Source organism: Clostridium sp. AM46-21, assembly GCF_003480025.1.
GTDB classification, from domain to species: domain Bacteria; phylum Bacillota; class Clostridia; order Lachnospirales; family Lachnospiraceae; genus Coprococcus; species Coprococcus ammoniilyticus.
Map to the genome: position 1 here is coordinate 138710 of NZ_QUIB01000007.1, position 24118 is coordinate 162827.

18 protein-coding genes and 3 tRNA genes are annotated in these 24118 nt (G+C 38.4%); all 21 read right to left on the minus strand.

Annotation, left to right across the window (positions count from 1 at the left end):
- Positions 1 to 183: 183 nt before the first annotated feature.
- Entirely contained in the window at positions 184 to 1038 is an 855-nt protein-coding gene (locus DW959_RS06735; RefSeq protein WP_117807980.1) for a hypothetical protein, read from the minus strand.
- Positions 1039 to 1049: 11 nt separating this feature from the next.
- Positions 1050 to 2984: a L,D-transpeptidase family protein gene (locus DW959_RS06740; protein ID WP_173783760.1), complete on the minus strand. Its 1935-nt coding sequence runs from the start codon at positions 2982 to 2984 to the stop codon at positions 1050 to 1052.
- Between the two features lie 14 nt (positions 2985 to 2998).
- A complete protein-coding gene (locus DW959_RS06745) occupies positions 2999 to 4213 on the minus strand; it encodes an FtsW/RodA/SpoVE family cell cycle protein (protein ID WP_118615733.1) in 1215 nt (404 codons plus the stop codon).
- Positions 4214 to 4263: 50 nt separating this feature from the next.
- The gene (locus DW959_RS06750) at positions 4264 to 5415 is read right to left on the minus strand and encodes a hypothetical protein (protein ID WP_118615735.1); all 1152 of its coding nucleotides are present in this window, start codon (positions 5413 to 5415) and stop codon (positions 4264 to 4266) included.
- A complete protein-coding gene (locus tag DW959_RS06755; RefSeq protein ID WP_118615737.1) occupies positions 5412 to 6239 on the minus strand; it encodes a zinc ribbon domain-containing protein in 828 nt (275 codons plus the stop codon). Before DW959_RS06755 ends, DW959_RS06750 begins: the two co-directional genes overlap by 4 nt.
- Positions 6240 to 6251: 12 nt before the next feature.
- Positions 6252 to 7778 carry an FHA domain-containing protein gene (locus DW959_RS06760; RefSeq protein WP_021944254.1) on the minus strand — a complete coding sequence of 509 codons (1527 nt, stop codon included), beginning with the start codon at positions 7776 to 7778 and terminating at the stop codon, positions 6252 to 6254.
- A 147-nt stretch (positions 7779 to 7925) separates the two neighbouring features.
- Positions 7926 to 7996: transfer RNA gene (locus tag DW959_RS06765), tRNA-Cys, on the minus strand.
- 31 nt (positions 7997 to 8027) lie between these two features.
- Positions 8028 to 8098, minus strand: a tRNA-Asn gene (locus tag DW959_RS06770).
- A 77-nt stretch (positions 8099 to 8175) separates the two neighbouring features.
- Positions 8176 to 8263: transfer RNA gene (locus tag DW959_RS06775), tRNA-Ser, on the minus strand.
- Positions 8264 to 8353: 90 nt separating this feature from the next.
- A complete protein-coding gene (locus tag DW959_RS06780) occupies positions 8354 to 9544 on the minus strand; it encodes a fibronectin type III domain-containing protein (RefSeq protein ID WP_118615739.1) in 1191 nt (396 codons plus the stop codon).
- 294 nt (positions 9545 to 9838) lie between these two features.
- Positions 9839 to 11149, minus strand: coding sequence for a fibronectin type III domain-containing protein (locus DW959_RS06785; protein ID WP_117822432.1), 1311 nt, complete (start codon positions 11147 to 11149; stop codon positions 9839 to 9841).
- Positions 11150 to 11392: 243 nt separating this feature from the next.
- Positions 11393 to 13054, minus strand: a complete 1662-nt coding sequence (locus DW959_RS06790) for a hypothetical protein (protein WP_117807968.1) — start codon at positions 13052 to 13054, stop codon at positions 11393 to 11395.
- A gap of 206 nt (positions 13055 to 13260) precedes the next feature.
- Entirely contained in the window at positions 13261 to 13830 is a 570-nt protein-coding gene (locus tag DW959_RS06795) for a Fe-S-containing hydro-lyase (RefSeq protein ID WP_117807966.1), read from the minus strand.
- A 93-nt stretch (positions 13831 to 13923) separates the two neighbouring features.
- On the minus strand, positions 13924 to 14766 hold the full coding sequence (locus tag DW959_RS06800; RefSeq protein WP_118615741.1) for a fumarate hydratase: 843 nt from the start codon (positions 14764 to 14766) through the stop codon (positions 13924 to 13926).
- Positions 14767 to 14783: 17 nt separating this feature from the next.
- A complete protein-coding gene (locus DW959_RS06805; RefSeq protein WP_118615750.1) occupies positions 14784 to 15089 on the minus strand; it encodes a hypothetical protein in 306 nt (101 codons plus the stop codon).
- A gap of 78 nt (positions 15090 to 15167) precedes the next feature.
- Positions 15168 to 17717, minus strand: a complete 2550-nt coding sequence (gene gyrA / locus DW959_RS06810; protein WP_118482954.1) for a DNA gyrase subunit A — start codon at positions 17715 to 17717, stop codon at positions 15168 to 15170.
- Between the two features lie 17 nt (positions 17718 to 17734).
- Positions 17735 to 19651: a DNA topoisomerase (ATP-hydrolyzing) subunit B gene (gyrB, locus tag DW959_RS06815; protein WP_117822436.1), complete on the minus strand. Its 1917-nt coding sequence runs from the start codon at positions 19649 to 19651 to the stop codon at positions 17735 to 17737.
- A 35-nt stretch (positions 19652 to 19686) separates the two neighbouring features.
- Positions 19687 to 20769, minus strand: coding sequence for a DNA replication/repair protein RecF (gene recF / locus DW959_RS06820; RefSeq protein ID WP_118615756.1), 1083 nt, complete (start codon positions 20767 to 20769; stop codon positions 19687 to 19689).
- Between the two features lie 26 nt (positions 20770 to 20795).
- Entirely contained in the window at positions 20796 to 21005 is a 210-nt protein-coding gene (locus DW959_RS06825) for an RNA-binding S4 domain-containing protein (RefSeq protein WP_008401671.1), read from the minus strand.
- Positions 21006 to 21028: 23 nt separating this feature from the next.
- Complete coding sequence (gene dnaN, locus DW959_RS06830) at positions 21029 to 22135, minus strand: DNA polymerase III subunit beta (RefSeq protein ID WP_118615752.1); 1107 nt, start codon at positions 22133 to 22135, stop codon at positions 21029 to 21031.
- A gap of 272 nt (positions 22136 to 22407) precedes the next feature.
- Positions 22408 to 23772 (minus strand): chromosomal replication initiator protein DnaA, encoded by a 1365-nt coding sequence (dnaA, locus tag DW959_RS06835; protein ID WP_021944265.1) that lies wholly within the window; start codon positions 23770 to 23772, stop codon positions 22408 to 22410.
- Positions 23773 to 24118 lie beyond the last annotated feature (346 nt).

Consider the following 24118-nt stretch of genomic DNA (forward strand, 5'->3'; position numbering starts at 1 on the left):
AGAAGGCCTGTCCACTTCACAAAATAATTCTACATTTATCTTCCCCTCTCTACAATTCTTATCGTGAGCATTCTTTTTACAGCTTTCTACATAAAAATACATCCCGGTCAGAACGTTATCCGGATTCCTTTTCAGCTTCCGGGCAACATCTCCAACCGGGATGTAATATCATATATTTGCAGGCTAATTATTGATCTTTACGATCTTATAAACCCCATCCGATGTCATGCGAAAATAAATATTCTTACTTGCTGAACCGATCAGCCATGCATCACCATCCCTGCTCTTCCGCAGGTTATCGATCGCATCGGTTCCTACTGCCTCCAACAGCTTATCTGTGAAGATCTGATCAGCCGGGATTGCCATCAGCTCATCTATATTTGCAATGGACTCTCCGCTTCCAAGTTCCTGCGGATAGTTCAGGATCTCAGACAAGCCATTGACATCCTTATTCTGGAACACCGTTATGATCTGTTGTGCAAATGCTTTACTTTCCGCCTCTGCATGCTCAATTACATCTTCTCTCTCATCATAATGATCCTCAAATGAAAGCAACGGAAGGATACTGTCTACAACTGAATCCTCTGCTGTTACATAGATGTACAGACAATAATGAATATTCGTATCACTCCAGAAAACAACCCTGCCCGGATTCAGCTTATAATACGTTGCATTGTATCCCTGAACCCCTGATACCAGCATATCTCCGGTACCGGTATTCGTTACCCCTGCCAGATCAAAATCACTGTATACCGCAGACGCAAGGAACTGACAATCAATTCCGTTATAAACAAATTTTATACAGGCGATCTCTTTATTTTTGATCTCGTATGAAACATCCTTAACCATATTTGAAGAAGCAACATCAATGATCATGCCAAGCCGCTTAAAATCCTCCGGACCACTGACCGGGCCGTCAGTTACAACCTCTGTTGTCTCTTCTTTTGGCTGACTGTCGGCTTTTCCACAAGCAGTACAGACCGCAAGTAATCCTGTTAAAATGCACAGACTATAAATCCATTTTCTGAACTTCTGCACGTTATTTCCTCCTAATGGCAGCCATTCTGCTTGCACTTATACTGCATATTTGGATCGGTTGGATCCCATGTGTGCCAGGATGGCAGCTTATATGCAGTTGGCTTTGGAAATGGATCACTGCCCTTTTTATTTATGATCGTAACCTTTGTTCCAACCTCACAATTATCATATAACCATTTTGCATCTCCGGCGGTCAGTCGGACACATCCGTGAGAGCAGGTTGTCCCCAGCTTGTTATATGCATATACACTGAGTGCGTTATTATTATTTACATCATTATAATATACGGAATGGAACAGATATCCTTCATAGATACCGGTACACCACTGTCCCCAGCAAGGTCCCATCAGTTCATGCCATCTGTAGTGACTCTGTGTATGGAAGGTTCCAAGCGGTGTGCTCTGACCTGTAGAACAAATAAAGGAACGGACCGGAATGATATAACCCTTATCTCCATCCTTCGCATATACCGTAACAACATTTGAATACTTATTTACAATGATCTCATAAGAATCCTGCTTGCCAATAACATCATCCACTTCTACCGCACGTTTTCCGTTTGAGCAGAAATAGAACTTATAACCATCCACATATGCCCATTTCTTGCGGTACATCACACCATCCGTACCGAAATAATAATAGGCATCCTTGATCTTCTTATAACCTGTCTGCGGATGTCCGTTATTATCGCAATAGTATGTATTTCCATCTATAGTGACAAGCCCTGTCGCATTTGCAAGTTTTCCATCTGTCCGGAAAATATAGATCTTACCGCTGATCGTATGTGAACCTGTATATGCCGTTCCATTCTTATCAAAATAATACTTATTCTTGTCAACGGTCTTCCATGCTTCCTTCACAGCCGCACCATCAGATTCAAAATAATAATACTTGCCATTGATCTGTTTCAGTCCGGTTGCCGCATATCCAGTATCCTCCATATAATAAAGCTTTCCATTATATGTTATGAACTGATTCCTGTAGAGCACACCATTCTTATTGAAATAACAGGTATGTCCATCGACAGTTGCAAGTCCGGTTGTTGCCTTTCCGTTACTGCCAAAATAAAACTTCTTGCCATTGATCGTGCGCCATTCATTCTGGATCATTCTTCCATATTTTGTGAAATAATAATACGTTCCCTTTACCTTTTTCAGACCGGAAAATGTATATCCCTTATATCCAACAAAATAAATATTTCCATTTACTGTAAAGAACTTGCTTTTCTGAAGTACGCCATTCTTATTAAAGAAATAACGATGTCCGTCAATCGTACAGAAACCTGTCTTTGCCTTTCCATCATAGCCAAAGTAGAACTTTTTGCCGTTGATCGTTTTCCAGGTCTTAACTGCCATTCTGCCCTTTTTGCTGAAGTAATAATAAGTTCCCTTTACCTTCTTCAGGCCGGAAAACGTATGTCCCTTATATCCAACAAAAAAAGTCTTACCATTTACCTTGAAAAATTTGCTCTTCTGCAGCTCACCCTTATCATTAAAGTAATACCGGTTGCCATTAATCGTACAGAATCCCGTTTTTGCCTGTCCGTTATAGCCAAAGAAGAATTTCTTACCATTGACTACTTTCCAGACCTTCTTCTGCATTCTGCCATACTTATCAAAGAAATATCTGGCATCACCGATCTTCTTTTTACCGGTAACTGCCTGACCATTTTTCTTACTGAAATAATAGGTCTTTCCGGAAAGAACCTTCCAGCCCTTTACTGCCTTTCCATTCTCGTAATACTTCCGTCCGCCTTTTACATTTACCCAGCCGTTTTTCACTGTTGCCAGTTCTGCACCGGCTGTTGTCTGTAATTCTGCATCCGTAGCCTCTGCCTCATTTTCAGATGTATAAGCCTCTTCCGCTCTGGATGGTATTGATATTGCTCCTGCCATACATACGGCAAATGCCATCACCGCCAGTAAACCTCTAAGTATCTTTTTCATTGTTCTCTCCTCATCTAAGATATTCTTGAATATTTTCGATTCACCTGCTGTCTCCGTATTCCGATCACAAGTCCAATCTCCATTAATGTACATATGATGGCAGAACCACCTGCACTGATAAATGGCAGCGATACACCTGTATTCGGAAAGAAATTCACAGCCACACAGACATTGACTATAATCTGGAAAATGATATGTAAGATCACCCCGATCACAACCACACTTGCATATATATTTCTGGACTCTTTCACAACAATAACCATCTGATACAAAAGATATCCAAACATCAAAAACATAATAATAACACCGATCAGTCCAAGCTCCTCACAGATGATAGCAAAAATCATATCATTCTGTGCTTCCGGAATGTTGCTCAGCTTCTGTGTACCATTTCCAAGTCCCTTGCCAAGCAATCCGCCGCTTCCGATCGCATACAGAGACTGTAATGGCTGATAGCCAAGCGTACCTGCATACCGTTCCGGATCCAGCCATCCGAAGAATCTCCGAATCTGATATGGGTATTTGTCCATCTCACTGTCAAGCGGCATATTCGCCTTTAACCACATGATAAAGATAACAATCATTACAATACCAACCGCTGCAATGATCAGATGCATTTTTGGATGTTTTCCAACAATAAATGTCAGAATAAATACCATGAGCATAAGGATCAGGCAACTGCTCAGATTGGATGATATCTTCAATATCAGTCCCGCCTGAAGTGCAACTAACAGCCATAAGATCAAGGTATATCTGAATTTATCAAATTCCTTCCAGAAACGGTTCACATACCAGCCCATAAAAACGATCATACAGACCTTTGTTGCATCCGCAACCTGAAGCTGCATAAATCCCAGATTCAGCCATCTGGTCGCACCACCGGAATTAATACCAAGTGGTGTCTTTAACATAACGATCAAAACCAGAGATATAACATACGCCAGGATTCCACATTTCTTGATCAGCTTATACGGAACCCAGTTAAGGAATGCAGCAATAATAACTCCAAGTGCCATTACCTTCAACTGCTTTTTAAAGTAATATGCCGAATCGTAATTCGTGACGCGGCTGATCGACGATGTATAACTGGACGCACTGAAGATCATAATAAGTCCAAATGCCATAAGGAACACAACTGCAACTATGATCTTGATCTCTACTCCTGGGGTATAGGTATATCCTTTTTTCTCTGTCTGTCCGTTCTGTTCCACTTTTCCCCGAACACTCATATCCTGTCCGTTTGAACCATGGTTACCCCTTTCTCACTTTAACGAATTTTTTATTTAATAGTAAATGTAAATTTCTCAACCAGCTTATCGGTATCATCATATACATATAAGGTTGCATCTCCCTTGATCGCAGATGACGGATCAATGCTCATCCATGTTGTATAACGATCTTTTACCTCTCCAAATGTAATGTCATTGCTCTTTGTACCATCTGAATATATTACATACCCTTTCAGACTCATAGATGCATCATTTTCATTCAGATACATCGTATGTACATAGATCGTCTTGCTGGAATCCGCAGATGTCTTCTTATTTTTGTAATCATCCAGTTTATCATTTACAAATGATTCTACTGTCCATCCGATCAACTTTGTATAATCATCTTCTGCCGAACCATAATCTGCATAACGAAGATCACAGAGATAACTCATCGTTGTCTCATCACTGCGATCCTTATGATCCTTTACATAAGCTGCTTTTGCCTTGTTGATCTTATCCGTTACATCTTTCTTTGTAACCTGCTCGTATTTCTCAACAGCACCCTTGTAATCCTTGCTCTTGTAAAGAGAGCTTCCCCATTTTGTATAAGCACTGTCAATCTTCTTTGTGCAATCTTTATACTTGGAATCCACCTCACCGTAAGTCTTGATCGCATCCTCAAACTTCTCATCTGCCAGATATGTCTCTGCCTGCTTGATCAGACACTCATTTGCCTTATCGGAATAATCGGAATATTCTGATTTCAGGAACAGCTCTTTTGCTGCCGCATACTCTTTAGCTTCCATTTTGTCAGATGCATTATTGTAGTAACATTCCTTGATCTTATCTGCGGCATCCTTATAATCTCCGGCTGTCTCGTATGCCTTGACTGCCTCATCATATTTCTTCTGCTCTGCAAGTGTCTCACCATTCATGTAAGAACACTCTTTTACTTTTTCTGCCGCTCCGGTATAATCTCCTGCCTTTGTATAATACTCAGCAGCTTCTGTATATTTCTTCTCACCGTAGAGCTTCTCTGCCTGATTGAAATAACACTCTTTTGCCTTATCTGCTGCATCCTTATATTCATCTGCAACTGTTTCCAATGCAATTACTTTCTCATAAGATGCCGCCGCATCAATATAATTGCCTTCTTCTGCAAGACTTGCTGCATACTCATAATATACGCCGCCATTTACCTTAGTCTCTGCATCCTTCATCCAGCCGGCTTCTTATACAGTTCAACTGCATCATCGATCCGTCCATCCTTATAAGCCTCTTCTGCCTTGTTATAATTCAGATACTTTGGAACAACATAAGCAGCTCCACCGCCAAGAGCAAGAACAACTACGATCAGAATAATGATCAGTGCTACTTTTCCACCCTTGCCTTTTTTCTCTTTTGGCTGCTTTGGTGTCTTTGGTTCTTTTGAAGCCTTTGGAGCTTTCGGCTGTTTCGGAGTCTTTTCCTTTTTTGACTTTTTATTTTTCTTTTTCTCATCCTTTTCGTTTACAGGCATACCACCCATAACACCTGGCTGGCCAGGGATTGGTCTTGGCTGAAATGGCGGGATCCCATTCTGTGGTGCTGCACCCGGCTGACCCTGCATTGGTCTTGGCTGGAATGGCGGAACCATCCCATTTGGTCCCGGCATTGGGCGGCCGTTTGGTCCCGGCATCGGCATTCCGTTCGGATTCGGCATTGGCATTCCCTGATTCTTCAGCATATCGGCTGACAGAACCGTTGTACCTTCTTCATCCTCATTTTCTTCAACCTTCTTATCCAGATCAACTGCCTTTAATACAGTCGTCCCTTCTTCTTCCATTTCATCTGTATCAACAACAGCAGCATTTGCCTCTTTGCTGATGTCCGGCAATTCCTTTCCTATATCCTCATTTTTTGATACATCTGCTACCTGGGAAGCTACATCCTCCATTCTGACACTGTTACCATTGTCAGCTGCCATATCCTCAACTTTTTTCCCGCAAACAGGACAAACCTTCATATCCGGTCCAAGTTCGCAACCACAATTATCACAATACATGACAGTTCCTCCTTATTTAATCTTGAAGAAAAATTCTTCATTTGAAAGCTGTATCGTACTATTATCCGGGATCACAACCTCAATATTGCTGTAAAGCATCTCCCCATTCAGGTATGTGTGATTGGTTGAATTATTATCCCTTAAATAATAAACACCATTTATATTTGTGATATAAGCATGTCTTCTGCTGACAGATTTATTGTCTGTAATCTTGAAATCAACACCCTGGTCTGCCTTACCCATACAGAATACCTGCTTATTAATATAAATCTTCTCTCCGGTTCTTTTTCTGACAAGAATTGGACGCTTCAGACCATCACTTAATGATTTCGACAATACTGTTGTCTCATCCTCGCTGTCATCCGGCTTTCTGGTTTGTCTGTCCTCGGACAGTCTGCCAATCTCTTCGTTTCTTCTTCGAACCTCCATCGCCAGTTTTCTGGCTTCTTCATTGTTCTTTCTGGCTTCATATTCTGCACGCATTCTGGCTTCCTCTGCGCGCATCTCTTCTTCCCGTGCCAACCGAACTTCTTCTGCCAGTCTTTCTGCTTCTGCCGAAGCTCTCCGGAATTCTTCTTCCGCCTGACTTGCCTGTTCCTCTGCCAGTAATCTGGCTGTATTTATCTCTTTTTTAGAATTCTCATCCTCCGCTTCCCGCATCTTACATGCATATAAAACTGCGGTCTGTGATTTGTTATTATATTCTTTTTCTGCGGCCTGTTTGTCAATCTCTGCCTGTATTCTGGCAGCTTCAGCGAGCATCCGCATCTCCTCTGCAGATCTGGCAACATTTGCCTGCTGTTTTGCATACTCTGCCAGCCGTTTTGCCTCACTCTCGGCGTGGAGCCTTGCGATCTCGGCATTTCTGGCAGCTTCCTCGGCACGAAGAATATTAATCTCCATCTTCGCATGATTTGCTGCAATCTCTTTGGTCTTTGATGATGTTTTCTCCGTATTTACCAGCAACTGGCTCTGCGCCCGTAACTCCCGGATAAACAGATTGAACTGGATCGCATTGAATTCCTTGTGTCCATTCAGATACTCTATGATCTGATTTGCACATTCGATCGCCGGTGTATGTGCATAGACAAGCACTGACAGAAAACTTCTGATAAACTCTTCTACACCTGTCATATCTGATGGATTATCAAATGGGAGAAATATCAACTGTACACTGAAATCATTCAATCTTACATACATATATTTCAGGTCAAATACGATCTTTCCCAATTTCAGACCGTTATGTACCATAGACACCATCTGTCTGCTGATACTGTACAAATACTCTACCAGTTCATCCCGGAATATCGGCTTCCCGATCAACTGTTCCATCGTCAGATCACCTTCGATACAGTATTCCAGTATTCTTTCACCTTTTACAAATGTTTCTTTACAGGTATTTGTATTTCCCGCAAAAGGCACATTATATATCTTTATCTCTTCCTGGTTCAGTGTCATTGATTCATCTAATTTGTAACGAACTCTCTGTTCCCTGCTCTTTTGCGTCATAAAGCCCTCCTCCACAAAGGAATCTTTCATTTATATGTCTCCTGAACGCCCCTTTTCTGTTACTCAAAAATAGTTTCAGAAAATGGGACAAACTCCCAGAGTTATTATAACAAACCACTTTGTAAAAGTAAATGCACAACAAAAAAGAGACTGGAAACATTCCAATCTCTTTTCAAGAGGCGCGAGCCGGATTTGAACCGGCGATGACGGTGTTGCAGACCGGGGCCTTACCACTTGGCTATCGCGCCATTTATTAAGTTTTAAAGCTTTCGCTTTAAGCTCCCCGAGTAGGCTCGAACCTACAACCCCTCGGTTAACAGCCGAGTGCTCTACCATTGAGCTATCGAGGAATATCCTTCGTCAAAATCCATCCAGCAGGGCTCCTGCAATGCCATCTCCCTACGAATTCTATCATTTAGATAAAATACGCAGAAGGAGGGATTTGAACCCTCGCGCCGCGCGAACGGCCTACACCCTTAGCAGGGGCGCCTCTTCAGCCACTTGAGTACTTCTGCAAAATGCCTAAATGAAATGTTCCCACCAGGGATATTAAATTTTGACGCTAGTACATGATAACAAAGGATATATTGTTTGTCAAGTTTTTTTTACTCAATATTCATATATAAATGCCATGTATAGGATGCCTTATATGTGTTCCTGCCAACCTGAACCTCTGGAATAACATACATTGCTGTATATTTTCCCTCAATACAATTATTATATTCATAGGAATTTGTTCCGGCACCAACCGTTGCAACCTCATACCATTCCGGCTTTTCTGCCTTGATATCATTACATGCATATACATGATATTTTGTTACATTCTTTACACTTTCCCAGTTGATCTCTACAGAATTTCTTCCGGTACGCTTCATACTGATCTTTGCCTGTGGGATCACAGTCTGCATATCTGTCCATTTACCAAAATACTTCTTGCCATTGATCTTGACATAAGCTCTGACACGAACCTTGAAGCCTTTATTTTCAACGGAAGGAATGTTGATACTGAGCTTTGTTTTTGTAGAATAATACAAATTCAATCTTCTTCCTTCCAGTGAATATACTTCCATCTGATATCCGGTTGGATCATACTTATCACCAGCCGCTTTTGTCCATCCAATTGTTACAATATTGCTTTCTGTTGGCTGCCACAATAAATTGTTATACCGGAATGCCGCCACTCTCTTTGGTCTTTTTGGTGATGAATAGAAATCATATGCTTCGATATTTCCACCCTTTGCCATAAAACCGGAACCGGAACGCTTTACAGGTACAACACGGACATTATTAACAGATCCGGTTCTGACACGGATCGATACCGCATTTTTCTTTACAACCGCTTTTTTCTTATCATTTACATATACAATATAACGGTTTGCACCTCTCACCTTATCCCACTTAAATCTGATATAATGAGGAGTCGCCTTGATCTGCTTGATCGTAGATTTTGCTGTCTTAGATGGCGAAGTTACTACTTCTAATCTCTTTCCTGCAGGTCCGATCTTATATTTTCCATTTTCTTTTTTATAAACAGCCTTTACAACTACATAATATGTTCTGCTTGACGTAAGGTTACTAATTTTTTTCTTTGTATTTTTACTTCCTACAACATCACATGTTTTATTTGTCAGGCGCTTATATTTTCCATTTCCTGATGAAATAAACACATCATAACCATATGCATTTTTCAGGCTCTTCCAGCTCACCGTAACCGAATCCTCTTCTGACCGGGTCTGTGTGAGTCCCTTTACTTCGCTTGCTGCAGATGCCTTCAATGTTCCGTTTGAAAAAAACATACTGCCATCATAACAAATATAAATGCCTTTAATATTGATAAGTTTCTGTTTTTCATGCCAATCATTTCCTTTTTGTTAAAATTATATTACAAAAATATCAAATTTCTGATACATAGTCAATATTTATTTCATTTTAGTCTTTTTTATGGTCTTTATTATATATCATTCTGGTCTTGAATCCTAGTCCCTGATTATAAGATTGAAATTATAAAAAACACTGGAAAAACCATCAAAACTTATGATTTCTCCAGTGTTTTTTCAACTAAATACTTTTATGATTATTAAAGTAAAATTTTAATAATACTTGCTCATGTACATACTCATATACCATGTGGCATCTGCCTTATATGACTTCTTACCGATCTTTACAGTTGGTATAACATAAAATCCTGCATACTTACCGGTTTTCAGCTTTTTAACAGTATATGATGTTGTTTTCTTTCCTACTTTTGCAACCTTATACCATTTTTTATTGCTGGTAAATGAACCTGCATTCTTGCATGCATAGATAGTATAGCCTGTAGCATTTGAAACTTTCTTCCATGATAATTTTACAGAAGTCTTTGACTTTCTTGTAAGTTTAACATCTGCCTGAGGAATTACAACCTTAGTTTTTGACCATTTGCTGTAACACTTCTTACCATTTACTACAACATAACTTGAAACCTTTACTCTGAATCCTTTATTCTTTATTGCCTTCAAGCTAAATGTCTTGCTCCTTGTATATGAATTGGTAATATTATATGTTTTCAGCTTTTTCTTACCATCAACTGAATAAACAGCAATTCTATATCCCTGTTCATAGAACTCATTATTATCATTTCTATCCCAACCAACTGTTACTTTAGTTTTGCTATATTTATCCCAACTTATATTATGATAGGCTAAACTTGCAACTTTAACAGGAGCCTTAGGTGCAGTTTTAACACCAGATATCGATTCATAATTATAACTATAGATTGCTTCATATCCTGTTGAAGATACTCTTACAGGATATACATAGTATGTGCTTTGTGTTCCTGCTTCGGCTTTAAGCTTTACAGAAGTCTGTGAGCCCTTAACTTCTGCTACTTTTACACCATTTGTCATATTATTATCACGATATATAACATATTTTGTAGTACCATAAGAAGGTGACCACTGTATTGTTACTGAATTATATGTTGCACCAATCTGTTTAACTGTGCCCAGTGCGTCTGATGACGGTGCTGTAACAATTTCACCTGTAGCTGCCAAATTCTCTTTTGCATTATAAACATAACCAGTGCCACTTACATATGTTTCATATACAGGCACGGCTTTTACTTTATATGTACATCCCACACTTAAGCCAGTATAAGTATACTCTGGTTTATAACTATCTGGATAAATATCATCATCTACTCTTTTCCATTTAGCACCATTATTTGATGAATAATAGATGTAATATCCTTTTGCGCCATCAGCACCATTAAATTCTATCTTGGCTCTATTCTGCCCTACTTCTGTCTGCCTGATATTTGTAACATTTGTCGCTGCCATAGATGTAATACTCATCGCAAACAGCATAATACTTGTAATTGCCAGTAAAAGTAATGATTTACTGAATACTCTTTTCTTTTCCATAGAACTCTCCTTTACTTTTTAAAACTTTTTGCTCTGGCTGATTCAGCCCAAGAATCAGCCTATAATAATAATTTACGATATATTTGATCTCGTGTCAACTTGATGTAATTAGTGAATACTGCCAATTTTATTTATGCAGTTTGTACACATTTACACAGATTTTAAATACATCTTGCATATACTTTATATAAGTGTACGCATTCAAAGCATTTCCTTTTTATACAGTATTTTTTTCTAAATGATTTATTTGTCGTACGAGATCAACTGATTGATTGCATCCTCTCCTTCCTGATAAAATACTTTGATAGAATCTCCCGGCTGAATGAGGATCAGACTTTCATTTTCAGCAAAATCCTGCTTGTAGACATTTCGTTTTTCATCTGTAATATACACATAGGTACTATCCTCTAACTGGATGAACTGAATGTCTTTGACCGTGATCTGCTTGTTTGGAAGATTGTCGGACAGATCTTTGCCCGTCTTTAATCCATTCTGTGCCAGCAGTTTATTATAAGATATCAGTGTTTCCTTCTGTGTATTTCCGGTTGCTACGATGTTGTATTTCTCGACATCAACCAGTGCATACATTTTGACAAGACCACCGTTATCCTTTAATACCATGATATAAGTAGGAATACCACCAATATTTATTAATGAAGGGAAGGATGCTTTATATCCAAGGTGCTGTACCTGTCCTTCTGCTGATGCCATGGCAGAATGCTCTTCCGCTCCTGCGATTGAATAATATTTACTCTCTCCGGTACGAAGATTGATCATAACAAAACCGATATTGGATTCATCTCCATTTACGGAAGTTACGCCGGTGTATACCCACACATCTCCGTTCATGACCTTATAACCATAATCATCTGTTGTCGTTTTGCATCCCTTATTTCCAAATACACTGTTCCAGTAGCCACCAGATAATTTTCCGTACCAGTCATATTTTCTGCATGCAAGATCTCCGTCATAGACACGGTCTACCCATTTTGGTACATCACCGACTGCATGATATTCAGTATCACCGGTACATGGATCACAGATTACGATGCCCTTTACATCCTTTGCTCCGAACAGACCTGCATTTGCTGTCAGTACCGGACAGATATAATATGGATTTCCGTTATCATCCAATTCCAGATAAAAGCCTTCAAACATAGCCGTCGGATATGCCATTTGCACATGACGGTACAGATTCTGATTAAAATATGCAGAAGGTGAATAGATCATTGGTTTTTCAAGCTTTACATATTTTGCTTCATTCTTTACCGGATCGACGAGTACATATCCCGGTATACCGCTCTTTTTATTATTCATATATTTGATGAATCCGGCATATTCCAGAGCTGCTACCTTCATCGGACTTCCATTATAATCGATCGTACTGTAGTCACTGCTTACTTCGTACTGGCTGACTACATCAGATAAAGAACCGATCGCACGTTCACCGATAATAACTGCGGTATCTGTATCCATCAGTGCTATATCATTGATCTCTTTGCTTTCTACGATATCAGTCTCAAAATCACCATCTTCGATCTGTATCAGTCCGGCATATTTGGAAGATGCAAATAATTTGGATGATCCGATCCATCCAACAAGTGCTGCCAGAATCATGATTCCGATCACAATACCAAATATCTTCGTCAGTTTTGGTGATACAGGCATATCATCCATCTGTTCTGCCTTTAAATTCAATGTACAAATAAAAAGTGCAACAACTGTTACGATCATCCATATCCAGAATTCAACACTGTGAAGATTGATTGTCGGCGTTAATACATAATATAATACTGCTTCTATTACGATGATTACTGCCAGCATGATAAAATTCCATTTACCAAATTTTCTGCCGGATTGGTCTGCATCATAATAACTTTCTTTTTTCTTTTTGTTCTTACCCATATCCATCACTCTCCTTTTTTACGGAAAAAATGCGCCAGGAACATCCCAGCGCATCTCTCTTAAACATTTACTATTTAAATGGCTTTGAACATCACAATGCTATTGTAACCTGATGCACATAATTATGTATAGCTGTGAATATCCCTATTATAATTCTTTAATATATCAATTTTGATATAATAGAACGAAAACAGCCTTATTCTATATTATTCCTGCTGTTTCAGATAATCTGCAACCGCTGTTTCGTACAGATTATTTCCTTTGCTGTCAATTACTACAATAACAGGCAGATTTTCAACTGTCATCTTACGGATGGCTTCTGTTCCCAGATCATCATATGCAACGACCTCTGATTTCTTGATACATTTGGAAAGGAGTGCACCTGCACCTCCTACCGCAGCAAAATATACTGCCTTATTTTCTACGATGGCATCGATAACTGCCTGACTTCTCTTTCCTTTTCCGATCATTCCATTCAAACCTTTTGAAAGAATGAGTGGTGTATATTTGTCCATACGACTGCTGGTTGTTGGTCCTGCCGATCCGATGACCTGACCTTCTCTTGCAGGTGTTGGTCCCAGATAATAGATCACATTTCCATCCAACTGGATTGGAAGCTTTGATTCATCATTTCCATTCTCGATCAATGTATCATACATTCTCTTATGTGCAGCATCTCTGGCACTGTAGATCACACCTGATATATATACATAATCTCCTGCATGAAGTTCTTCTACCTGTTTTTTATCAAATGGTGCTGTAATATGCTTATCCATTTTTCTCATCTCTCTCTTTTTATTCTTCTATAAAATAAATTCTGTAATTCATATCTGCCATGTATTGACCTTAATGACAGCTTTTGAGATTCATTACAGAATCCTCGTTACATGTCTGTTGACATGACAGCACATATTTACTGCAAGCGGCATACCTGCGATATGTGTTGCATAAGTCTCGATATTAACTGCAAGTGCTGTTGTCTTACCGCCCAGGCCACCCGGTCCGATTCCTGTATGATTAACGGCATCCAGAATCTCACTCTCAATTCTTGCAATATGATCATATGGTGAATGTTCTCCGGCTTTTCTGGTAAGAGCTTTCTTTGCAAGCTTTGCGGCCATTTCAAAATCTCCACCCAGACCTACTCCTACAAACATCGGAGGACATGCATTGGGACCTGCATCCTTGACTGCCTGAAGAACGGCTGCTTTTACGCCTTCTTCTCCATCAGCAGGCTTTAACATGAACACACGGCTCATATTCTCGCTTCCGAATCCCTTTGGTGCAATCGTAATCTCTATATTTTCGCCCGGTACAATATCATAATGTATGATTGCCGGTGTATTGTCCTTTGTATTTTCACGGATCAGCGGATCTCTTACAACAGATTTACGAAGATATCCTTCTGTATATCCCTGTCTGACTCCTTCGTTCACTGCATCAGTCAGATTCATGCCTTCTACATGAACATCCTGTCCGACATTAATGAAAAATACCGCCATTCCTGTATCCTGACAGATCGGTATCTGATCCTCTGCTGCTATATCCAAATTTTCACATAACTGCGAAAGAATCTGTCTTCCAAGTACACTGTCCTCTTCTTCTGCAGCATTTCTGACTGCCTGTTCCATATCCTCTGACAGCTTCAGATTTGCCTCAATACACATTTCTTTTACAGTCTGAATAATCTCATCTGTATTAATTGTACGCATTTTCTTATCCTCTTTTTTTAGTTATCCAGAAAATCATCATCATTCTTTTTGTAATATGGATCTTTTCTTCGTTTCATATATCTGTATATATGAGCCATCAGTGTCAAAAATGCCAGTGCAATGACCAGTACGATCATTATATACAGGATATCCATAATATAACTGGAAAGACCTGCCGTATTATTGGATGATTCCAAAAATTTACTTAATCTGTCATTTTTGGTAATAATATTCTGTGCTTCCGTTGTTGCCTCTGTTGTTGCTGTTTTAAATACAATGCCGTTGATAGCATTATATAACCCCAAATATATTTTAACTGGCATATCCCACCTCCAATTTTTAGTAACTTTTTACCTTCTTTATGAATACCGGCTGATCTTATTCAGCCGGTATCCTTTATATTATTCTTCTGTTGAATCTTCTTCCGATGACTGTTCTTCTGATACTTCTGTATCTTCTGTTTCTTCCGGATTTTCTCCTTCCGGATCCTCATCGTCAAATTCTTCTTTTTGTACTTCTGTCATGGATGCTACCTTGACATTATTATCATAGTTCAGGTTGATAATCTTTACACCGGAGGTTACTCGTCCAAGTGTGGATATTCCATCACAGCTTGTACGAATAATGATTCCTTCTGTGGTAATGATCATAACATCATTTTCATCGGTAACGATCTTCGCTCCTACAAGATCACCTGTTTTTTCAGTGATCTTATAACATTTAACACCTTTACCTCCACGGTTCTGTACGTTAAATTCTGAGATTAATGTCCTCTTACCCATACCATTTTCGGTAACAAGCAGGATCTTTTCTCCCTGTGAACTCATCTGCATGGAAATTACGATATCATCTTTTCCAAGATGGATACCCTTTACACCCATGGAAGTTCTTCCGGTCTGTCTGACGTCTTTTTCATTAAAACGAATCGACATACCCTTCTTTGTAATCAGGAAGATATCATCATCTCCATTTGTTGCTTTCACTTCGATCAATTCATCATTATCACGCAAAACAATAGCTGTAAGTCCTGTCTTTCTCACATTCTGATATTCTAAGATATCTGTTTTCTTTACCATACCATTTCTGGTTGCCATGAACAGATATTTACCATCCTCGTAGCTCTTTAACGGAATGACTGCTGTGATCTTCTCACCTGCCTGAAGCTGAAGAAGGTTTACGATTGCAACACCTCTGGCTGTTCTTCCTGCTTCCGGTATCTCATATCCCTTCAGACGGTATACTCTACCGGTATTTGTAAAGAACATCAAATAATTATGTGTCGTTGTTACGATCAGATTCTCAATGTAATCTTCATCGATCGTCTGCATACCACGGATACCCTTACCACCACGATTCTGTGCCTTGAAGAGGTCTTCCGGCATACGCTTGATATAACCGAGCTTTGTCATGGCTATAACGATATTTTCTCTCTCGATCAGTTCTTCGTCTGTTACTTCATCGACATCTCTGCCGAGAGCTGTTCTTCTCTCATCACCATATTTCTGAGAAATAACAAGAAGTTCATCTTTGATAACTCCGAGTAATTTTTTCTCATCTGCAAGAATTGCTTTCAAATAACTGATCTTATCCATCAGTTCTTTATACTCTGCCTCTAACTTCTCGCGTTCCAGACCTGTCAGAGCACGAAGTCTCATATCTACGATTGCCTGTGCCTGAATCTCTGTCAGTCCGAATCTTTCGATCAATGAATTCTTCGCATCCTGTACACTCTTAGAACTACGGATAATGTTGATAACTTCATCGATATTATCGAGTGCAATCAACAATCCCTTTAAAATATGTGCCCGTTCCTCTGCCTTATTCAGGTCATACTTTGTACGTCTGGTTACTACATCCTCCTGATGCTTCAGATAATATCCAAGCATCTGGCTAATATTTAAGATCTTTGGAACACCATCTACAAGTGCCAGCATATTAACACCAAATGTATCCTGAAGCTGTGTATGCTTATATAACTGATTCAAAAGTACATTTGCATTTGTATCTTTCTTTAATTCGATGACAACACGGATACCTTCTCTGGAGGATTCATCTCTTACATCCGTGATTCCTTCTACACGCTTGGTCTTTACCAGCTCTACGATCTTCTGGATCAGTAAAGCTTTATTTACCATGTATGGAAGCTCCGTTACTACAATCTTATGCTTGCCATTTGGCATTGCTTCAATATCTGTAACGGCACGAACCTTGATCTTACCACGACCGGTTCTGTATGCTTCTTCAATTCCACGACGTCCAAGGATTTCTGCTCCCATAGGAAAATCAGGTCCTTTTATAATCTGCATGATCTCATCAATGGAGGTTTCTCTGTCTTCTTCTATACGATTATCAATGATTTTTACGGTTGCACCGATTACTTCCTTTAAATTATGTGGTGGAATATTGGTAGCCATACCAACCGCAATACCGGTTGTACCATTTACCAATAGATTAGGAAAACGTGATGGAAGTACCGTTGGCTCTTTTTCTGTCTCATCAAAGTTTGGTACAAAATCTACTGTATCTTTATTGATATCAGCTAACATTTCCATACTTATCTTTGATAACCTTGCCTCTGTGTATCGCATCGCAGCAGCGCCATCACCATCTTCTGAACCGAAGTTACCATGACCATCTACCAATGGATATCTTGTATTCCAGTCCTGAGCCAGTTTTACGAGAGCATCATAGATGGAACTATCTCCATGTGGATGATATTTACCCATGGTATCACCGACGATACGGGCACATTTACGATGTGGCTTATCCGGACCGTTGTTCAGTTCTATCATTGAGTGAAGGATTCTTCTCTGAACAGGCTTCAAACCATCTCTTACATCAGGAAGTGCTCGTGCTGCAATAACACTCATGGCATAATCTATATAAGACCGCTCCATGGTCTTCTTGAGCCCGACTTCACTTATTTTGTCAAAAATCTTATCGTCATCCATGTTCTTCTCCCTTTCGTTTAAATGTCAAGATTCTTAACGAACTTGGCATTTGTCTCTATGAACTGTCTTCTAGGTTCAACTTTATCTCCCATCAGTACATTGAAGGTCATATCAATCTCTGATTCATCATCATCATCAATCGCAACTTTTAATAAAATTCTCTTTTCCGGATCCATGGTTGTCTCCCATAACTGTTCTGCATCCATTTCACCAAGACCTTTGTATCGCTGGATCTTATTTGACTGATCTCGTCCAACTTCATTCAAGATACTGTTCAGTTCATCATCACTGTAGGCATACCAGATTTTTTTATTCTTCTCCAACTTATAAAGTGGTGGCTGTGCCAAATATACATGTCCTTTTCGGATCAGATCCGGCATGAACCGATAGAAAAATGTCAGAAGCAGGGTTGCGATATGAGCACCATCTACATCGGCATCCGTCATAATAATGATCTTATTATATCTGAGCTTATCAATATCAAAATTCTCATGAATACCTGTACCAAATGCTGTGATCATTGCTTTGATCTCGGCATTCTCAAGGATTCTGTCGATTCTTGCTTTTTCTACGTTTAATATCTTACCACGGAGTGGAAGGATAGCCTGTGTTGCACGGGATCTTGCTTTCTTTGCAGAACCACCGGCGGAATCTCCCTCTACGATGTAGATCTCACAATTCTTCGGATCTTTATCGGAACAATCTGCAAGCTTTCCGGGAAGTGCCATATTATCTGCAAGATTTGCTTTTCTTGCTACATCTCTGGCTCTTCTTGCTGCAATTCTCGCACGCTGAGCCATTACAGATTTATTTATAATTATTTTTGCTATATTCGGATTCTGCTCTAAGAAATAAGTAAGCTGTTCACTTACGATACTTTCTACAACAGGTCTTACTTCTGAATTTCCAAGCTTCTGCTTTGTCTGACCTTCAAACTGAGGTTCACCGATCTTTACAGATACGATCGCAGACATACCTTCCCTCAGATCTTCACCGGACAGATTATCCTCTTTTTCTTTTAACAGATTATTCCTTCTTGCGTAGTCATTGAAAATCTTGGTAATGGCTGCCTTAAAACCTGTTAAATGTGTACCACCTTCCGGTGTATTAATATTATTTACATAACTGTGTATCATTTCGTTATAGGAATCATTATGCTGCATAGCAACTTCTACATATACACCATCCTTGATTCCCTCACAGTAGATTACCTTGTCATAGAGCGCTTCTCTGTGTCTGTTCATGTATTCAACAAACTCTTTGATACCGCCCTCATAATGAAAATGTCTCTCCTTTGGAGGATCTACACGAAGATCTGTTAATGTAATCTTCAGACCCTTTGTAAGGAATGCTGTCTCACGAAGTCTTGTCCGTAATGTATCATAATCATAGATCCAGTCATCAAATATCGTCTTATCCGGAAGAAATGTTACCTTTGTTCCTGATTTATCTTCCGGTGCATCGGCAATGATCTGCAATGCACTGTCTACATTACCACGCTTATAAGTCTGCTTATATATATGACCATCTCTTGTAACTTCGACCTCTAACCATTCAGAAAGAGCATTTACAACAGAAGCACCTACACCATGAAGACCACCGGATACCTTATATCCTCCACCGCCAAACTTACCACCGGCATGAAGAACGGTAAATACTACTTCCAGTGCTGATTTTCCTGTCTTCTCCTGAATACCTACAGGTATACCACGTCCATTATCAACAACCGTTATGGAATTATCAGAGTTAATAAAAACTTCTATGTGATTACAATAACCAGCCAGAGCTTCATCTACAGAATTATCAACAATCTCATAAACAAGATGATGCAATCCTCTTGTAGACGTACTTCCTATGTACATTCCCGGTCTTTTTCTGACAGCTTCAAGTCCTTCCAGAACCTGTATCTGTTCAGCATCATAATTATTTGACATTTTTTTCCTCCTTAATATTCCATAACAAACAAAACTTATATCTTCGTAACGGTTCCGTTTGTAACATGATACACATTATTGATCACTACTTGTTCTTTTATAAAATCATCATAACCTGTACAGGTTATAATTGTTTGTATATCTTTGATCTCATCTAACAACGCTTCTCTTCTGCTGCTGTCAAGCTCTGACATAACATCATCCAGGAGAAGTATCGGATTATCATTTATAATATTTTTTACTAGCTTTATCTCTGCGATCTTCAAAGAAAGAGCGACTGTTCTCTGCTGTCCCTGTGATCCAAATCTTCTTGCATCGATTCCGTTTATCATAAACATGATGTCATCTCTGTGAGGTCCTGTCTGGGTGCTCATATAATTCAGATCTACATGAACCTTATCTGACAACACCTGTTCAAATTCATCTTCACCAACATTCTTATCATAGATGATCTCCAGCTTTTCTTTTCCGGAAGTCAGCTTCAAATGGATTTCTCCGATCAGATCATTTAACATCGTTATAAAATTCTGTCTTTCTTTTATAACCTTTCTTCCGTAATCCACAAGCTGCATGTTCCATACATCTAAAGTATCCATCAGACTTTTATTATAAGCAATCTGCTTTAACAGATTATTTCTCTGATTCAATATCTTGGAATAGGAAGACAGATTCTGATAATACAATCTGCTTAACTGACACAACTCCAGATCCAGAAATCTTCTTCTCTCAGAAGGACCGTTTTTTATGATAGATAAATCCTCCGGCGAAAAAAATATCACATTTAATAAACCAAAAAGTTCAGTTGTACGTCTGATAGGCAGTCCATCTATAGCAACTCCTTTATTCTTGCTTTTACGCAAATGCATATCAATTCGATGACTTATATCACTTTTTTTGATGCAAAGACAAATATGTGACTCTTCTTCACCTATTTTTATGATTTCCCGATCCTTACTTCCACGGTGGGACTTGGTTGTAGCTGCCATATAGATAGATTCCAGTATATTTGTTTTTCCCTGTGCATTATCACCATATAAAATATTGGTATTCTTATCAAACATAATGAATAACTCATCATAATTTCTATAGTTGTTAATATTCAGTGATTCAACATACATACTATCTACCAGCCACATGTGTAGAATTATTTCTGGATACTAATCTTATCTCCATCAAATTCTACTTCATCTCCATCATACAGTTTTTTTCCTCTTCTAGTCTCAATCTCACCATTTACGATAACAAGACCCTGAGATATAACCTCTTTTGCTTCTACTCCTGACTCTACAAAACCGGCTGCCTTTAATGCCTGACCTAGTTTTATAAATTCATCTCTCAGCTTGATTATTTCCATTTTTTCTTATCTCCAATCCTGGATTATCTGCTTCCGATACCCATTGGAAGGATCAGATAAATATAATTCTCTTCTTCATCCTTGATTACACAAGGTGATTTTGTATTATTCATGTATATAGTAATATCATCATCGTCAATTGCACGGATCGCATCCATTAAGAATTTTGGATTGAATCCAATGATGATATTGCTTCCCTCTTTATGAATCTCTATCTCTTCATTCATTGAACCGATCAGAGAATCTATCTTCAGATATAACATGTTATCTTCTATCGTGAGCTTGATTGGTTTCTTATCTGATTCTTTGATTAGAAGAGATGAACGATCCAGACAGTCAAGAAATTCTCTCTTGTTGATAGTGAACTTGATCTGATAATCAACATTTAACATATTATCAATTCTGAAGAATTCACCTTCTACCAGACGAGATACAACCTTTGTTCTGTCAAATTCAAATAATATATTATTATCTGCAAAGTAGATATTTACATCATCATCTACTCCACCATTTACAATCTTACTAATATAACTGAGTGCCTTACCAGGAACGATAACCTTCACATCCTGACTCTCATCCTTTAATTCTACATTACGGATAGCGATACGATGTCCGTCAATAGCTACAACACGAAGTCTGTTATTAGAAACCTCAAATAATTCACCTGTCATAACGTTATTGTATTCGCTGTCTGAAATTGAAAAGATCGTCTGGTTGATAATCTCTCTTAATGTAAACTGTGAAATTGTAATATATTTGGATTTTTCAACAACCGGAAGACTGGAGAAATCCTCTCCTGATTTTCCTGCAATGGTAAATAATGATTTCTCACATTTGATAGTTGTCTTGAAATCTTCATTTTTTTCCATATGTATCTCACTATCCGGAAGCTTTCTTACGATGTCCGATAAAAGCTTTGCTTCGATCGCAACCTTTCCTTCTTCGATAACAGTTCCTTCAACATAAGATTCTATTCCAATTTCCATATCATTTGCTGTGAGTTTTATATTTCCATTTTCAGCTTCAATGAAAATACATGAGAGAATTGGATGTGTGGTTTTTGTAGATACAGCTTTTGATACATTACTAATTCCCTGCATCAATTTTCCCTTCATACACGAAATCTTCATTTTGTTTATAAACTCCTTTCCCGGTTGTTTGTAGATATATATTTAATAATAAAAGTAGTAATAACAGTAGTAGTAGGTGTGGATTTGTTGAAACTTCAAAATATCCTTATAAATTCTTATGAAATCAATTATGTGTCTATGTTAATTTTCCTGATATTCAATGTTATTGTAAGTGGATTTATAAACATTTGAAAATCGTCTGAATTGATTGAATTGTCAGATACTAACATTTCATAACAATAGTACAGACATTCATCCACATATAAATAACATTAGCTGTGAGGACTGAGCTTCTTGATAATGACATCAATCGTCTCTGCATATTCAGGATCACTTTCAATCCTCTTATCTACTTTGTTGATATTACTTAAAACAGTCGAATGGTCTTTACCGCCAAATACATCTCCGATGCTTTTTAATCCCTTTGTTGTAAATTTACGGCATAGATACATGGATATCTGTCTTGCATTGGCTACATCCTGACTACGTTTTGAAGATTTGATATCATCAACACTGATATTTAAGTGTTCGGAAACGGTATTAATGATAAGATCAGGTGTGATCGTAACGTTGGTTTCCTTGGATATCATATCTTTTAATATGTTCTTTGCAAGATCCTCTGTGATCGTAACATTTCCAAGTTCGGCATATACACTGATCTTGTTTAATGCTCCTTCCAGTTCTCTTACATTATAGGTAACGTTATTTGCAATATATTCCAGAATGTTGTCACTGATATTCTTGTATCCGTTCATCTCAACTTTATTTTTGAGAATTGCCATTCTGGTTTCATAATCAGGAGCATGAATATCGATCGGTACTCCCCATTCAAATCTGGAACGGAAACGCTCTTCCAGAGTTTTAATTTCTTTAGGAGGCTTATCCGATGACAGAATGATCTGCTTTCCTTCATCGTGAAGTGCATTGAAGGTATCAAAGAACTCCTGCTGGGTACTCTCTTTACCGATAAGATATTGAATATCATCGATCAGTAATACATCAACGGTTCTGTACTTTTCCCGGAACTCGTCGGTTTTGTTTTTCTTGATCGCTTCTACGATTTCATTTGTAAATTTATTGGAAGGTACATAGAGAACCTTCATATTCTTATTATGTTGTAAAATATAATGTGCGATCGACTGCATCAGATGTGTTTTGCCAAGACCTGCTCCACCATATAAAAACAGTGGGTTGAATTTGTCCAGTCCCGGTGAATCTGCGACAGCAAGACATGTTGCATGAGCGAGCTTGTTGCTCTCACCTACAACGAATGTATCAAATGTATATTTTGGATAGAGATTGCTCTTGGTGATCGCTTCGTTGTATTCTTCTTTGGTAACCTCTTCTTTGGAGGTTTTGTTCAGATTACTTTCTACGTCAATTACAATCTCGATAGAATCGTCATCCAGCACTTCTTTTATAGAAGTAACCAGGAACATATCGTACATTTTTTTATTAATAAAATCGATGGCTCTTGAACCCATACTATCATCAACTGCAAAATACAGTTTTTTTCCTTCGACAGAATATAACTTCAAAGGTTTGATCCATGTTTTAACAACAATAGGGGATAATCCATGTTCTGTCTCGAGAAGAGAGAGTATCTCGTCCCATTTTGATAAAATTAATTCTTCCATTCTTCCGAAAATCCTTTCCGTCCAGTCGTTGTGTCTATGGAGTTATAGGCATAGAACCACGTATTTATATCTTATAACAAAATGACCATTTTTTCAAGTTTTATTACCCTCTGACAGACATATGAGAAAAATTTTTTATATAATAGGAAGAAACTCATTTTGATATATGTTAAAAAACTGTTTTGAAAAAAGAAGGTGTAGGAAGAAACTCATTTTGATATATGTTAAAAAACTGTTTTGAAAAAAGAAGGTGTATAAGTTACATAATAATTATGAAAAAGTATTGAAAAAACTGTTTTGAAAAAAGAAGGTGTATAAGTTACATAATAATTATGAAAAAGTATTG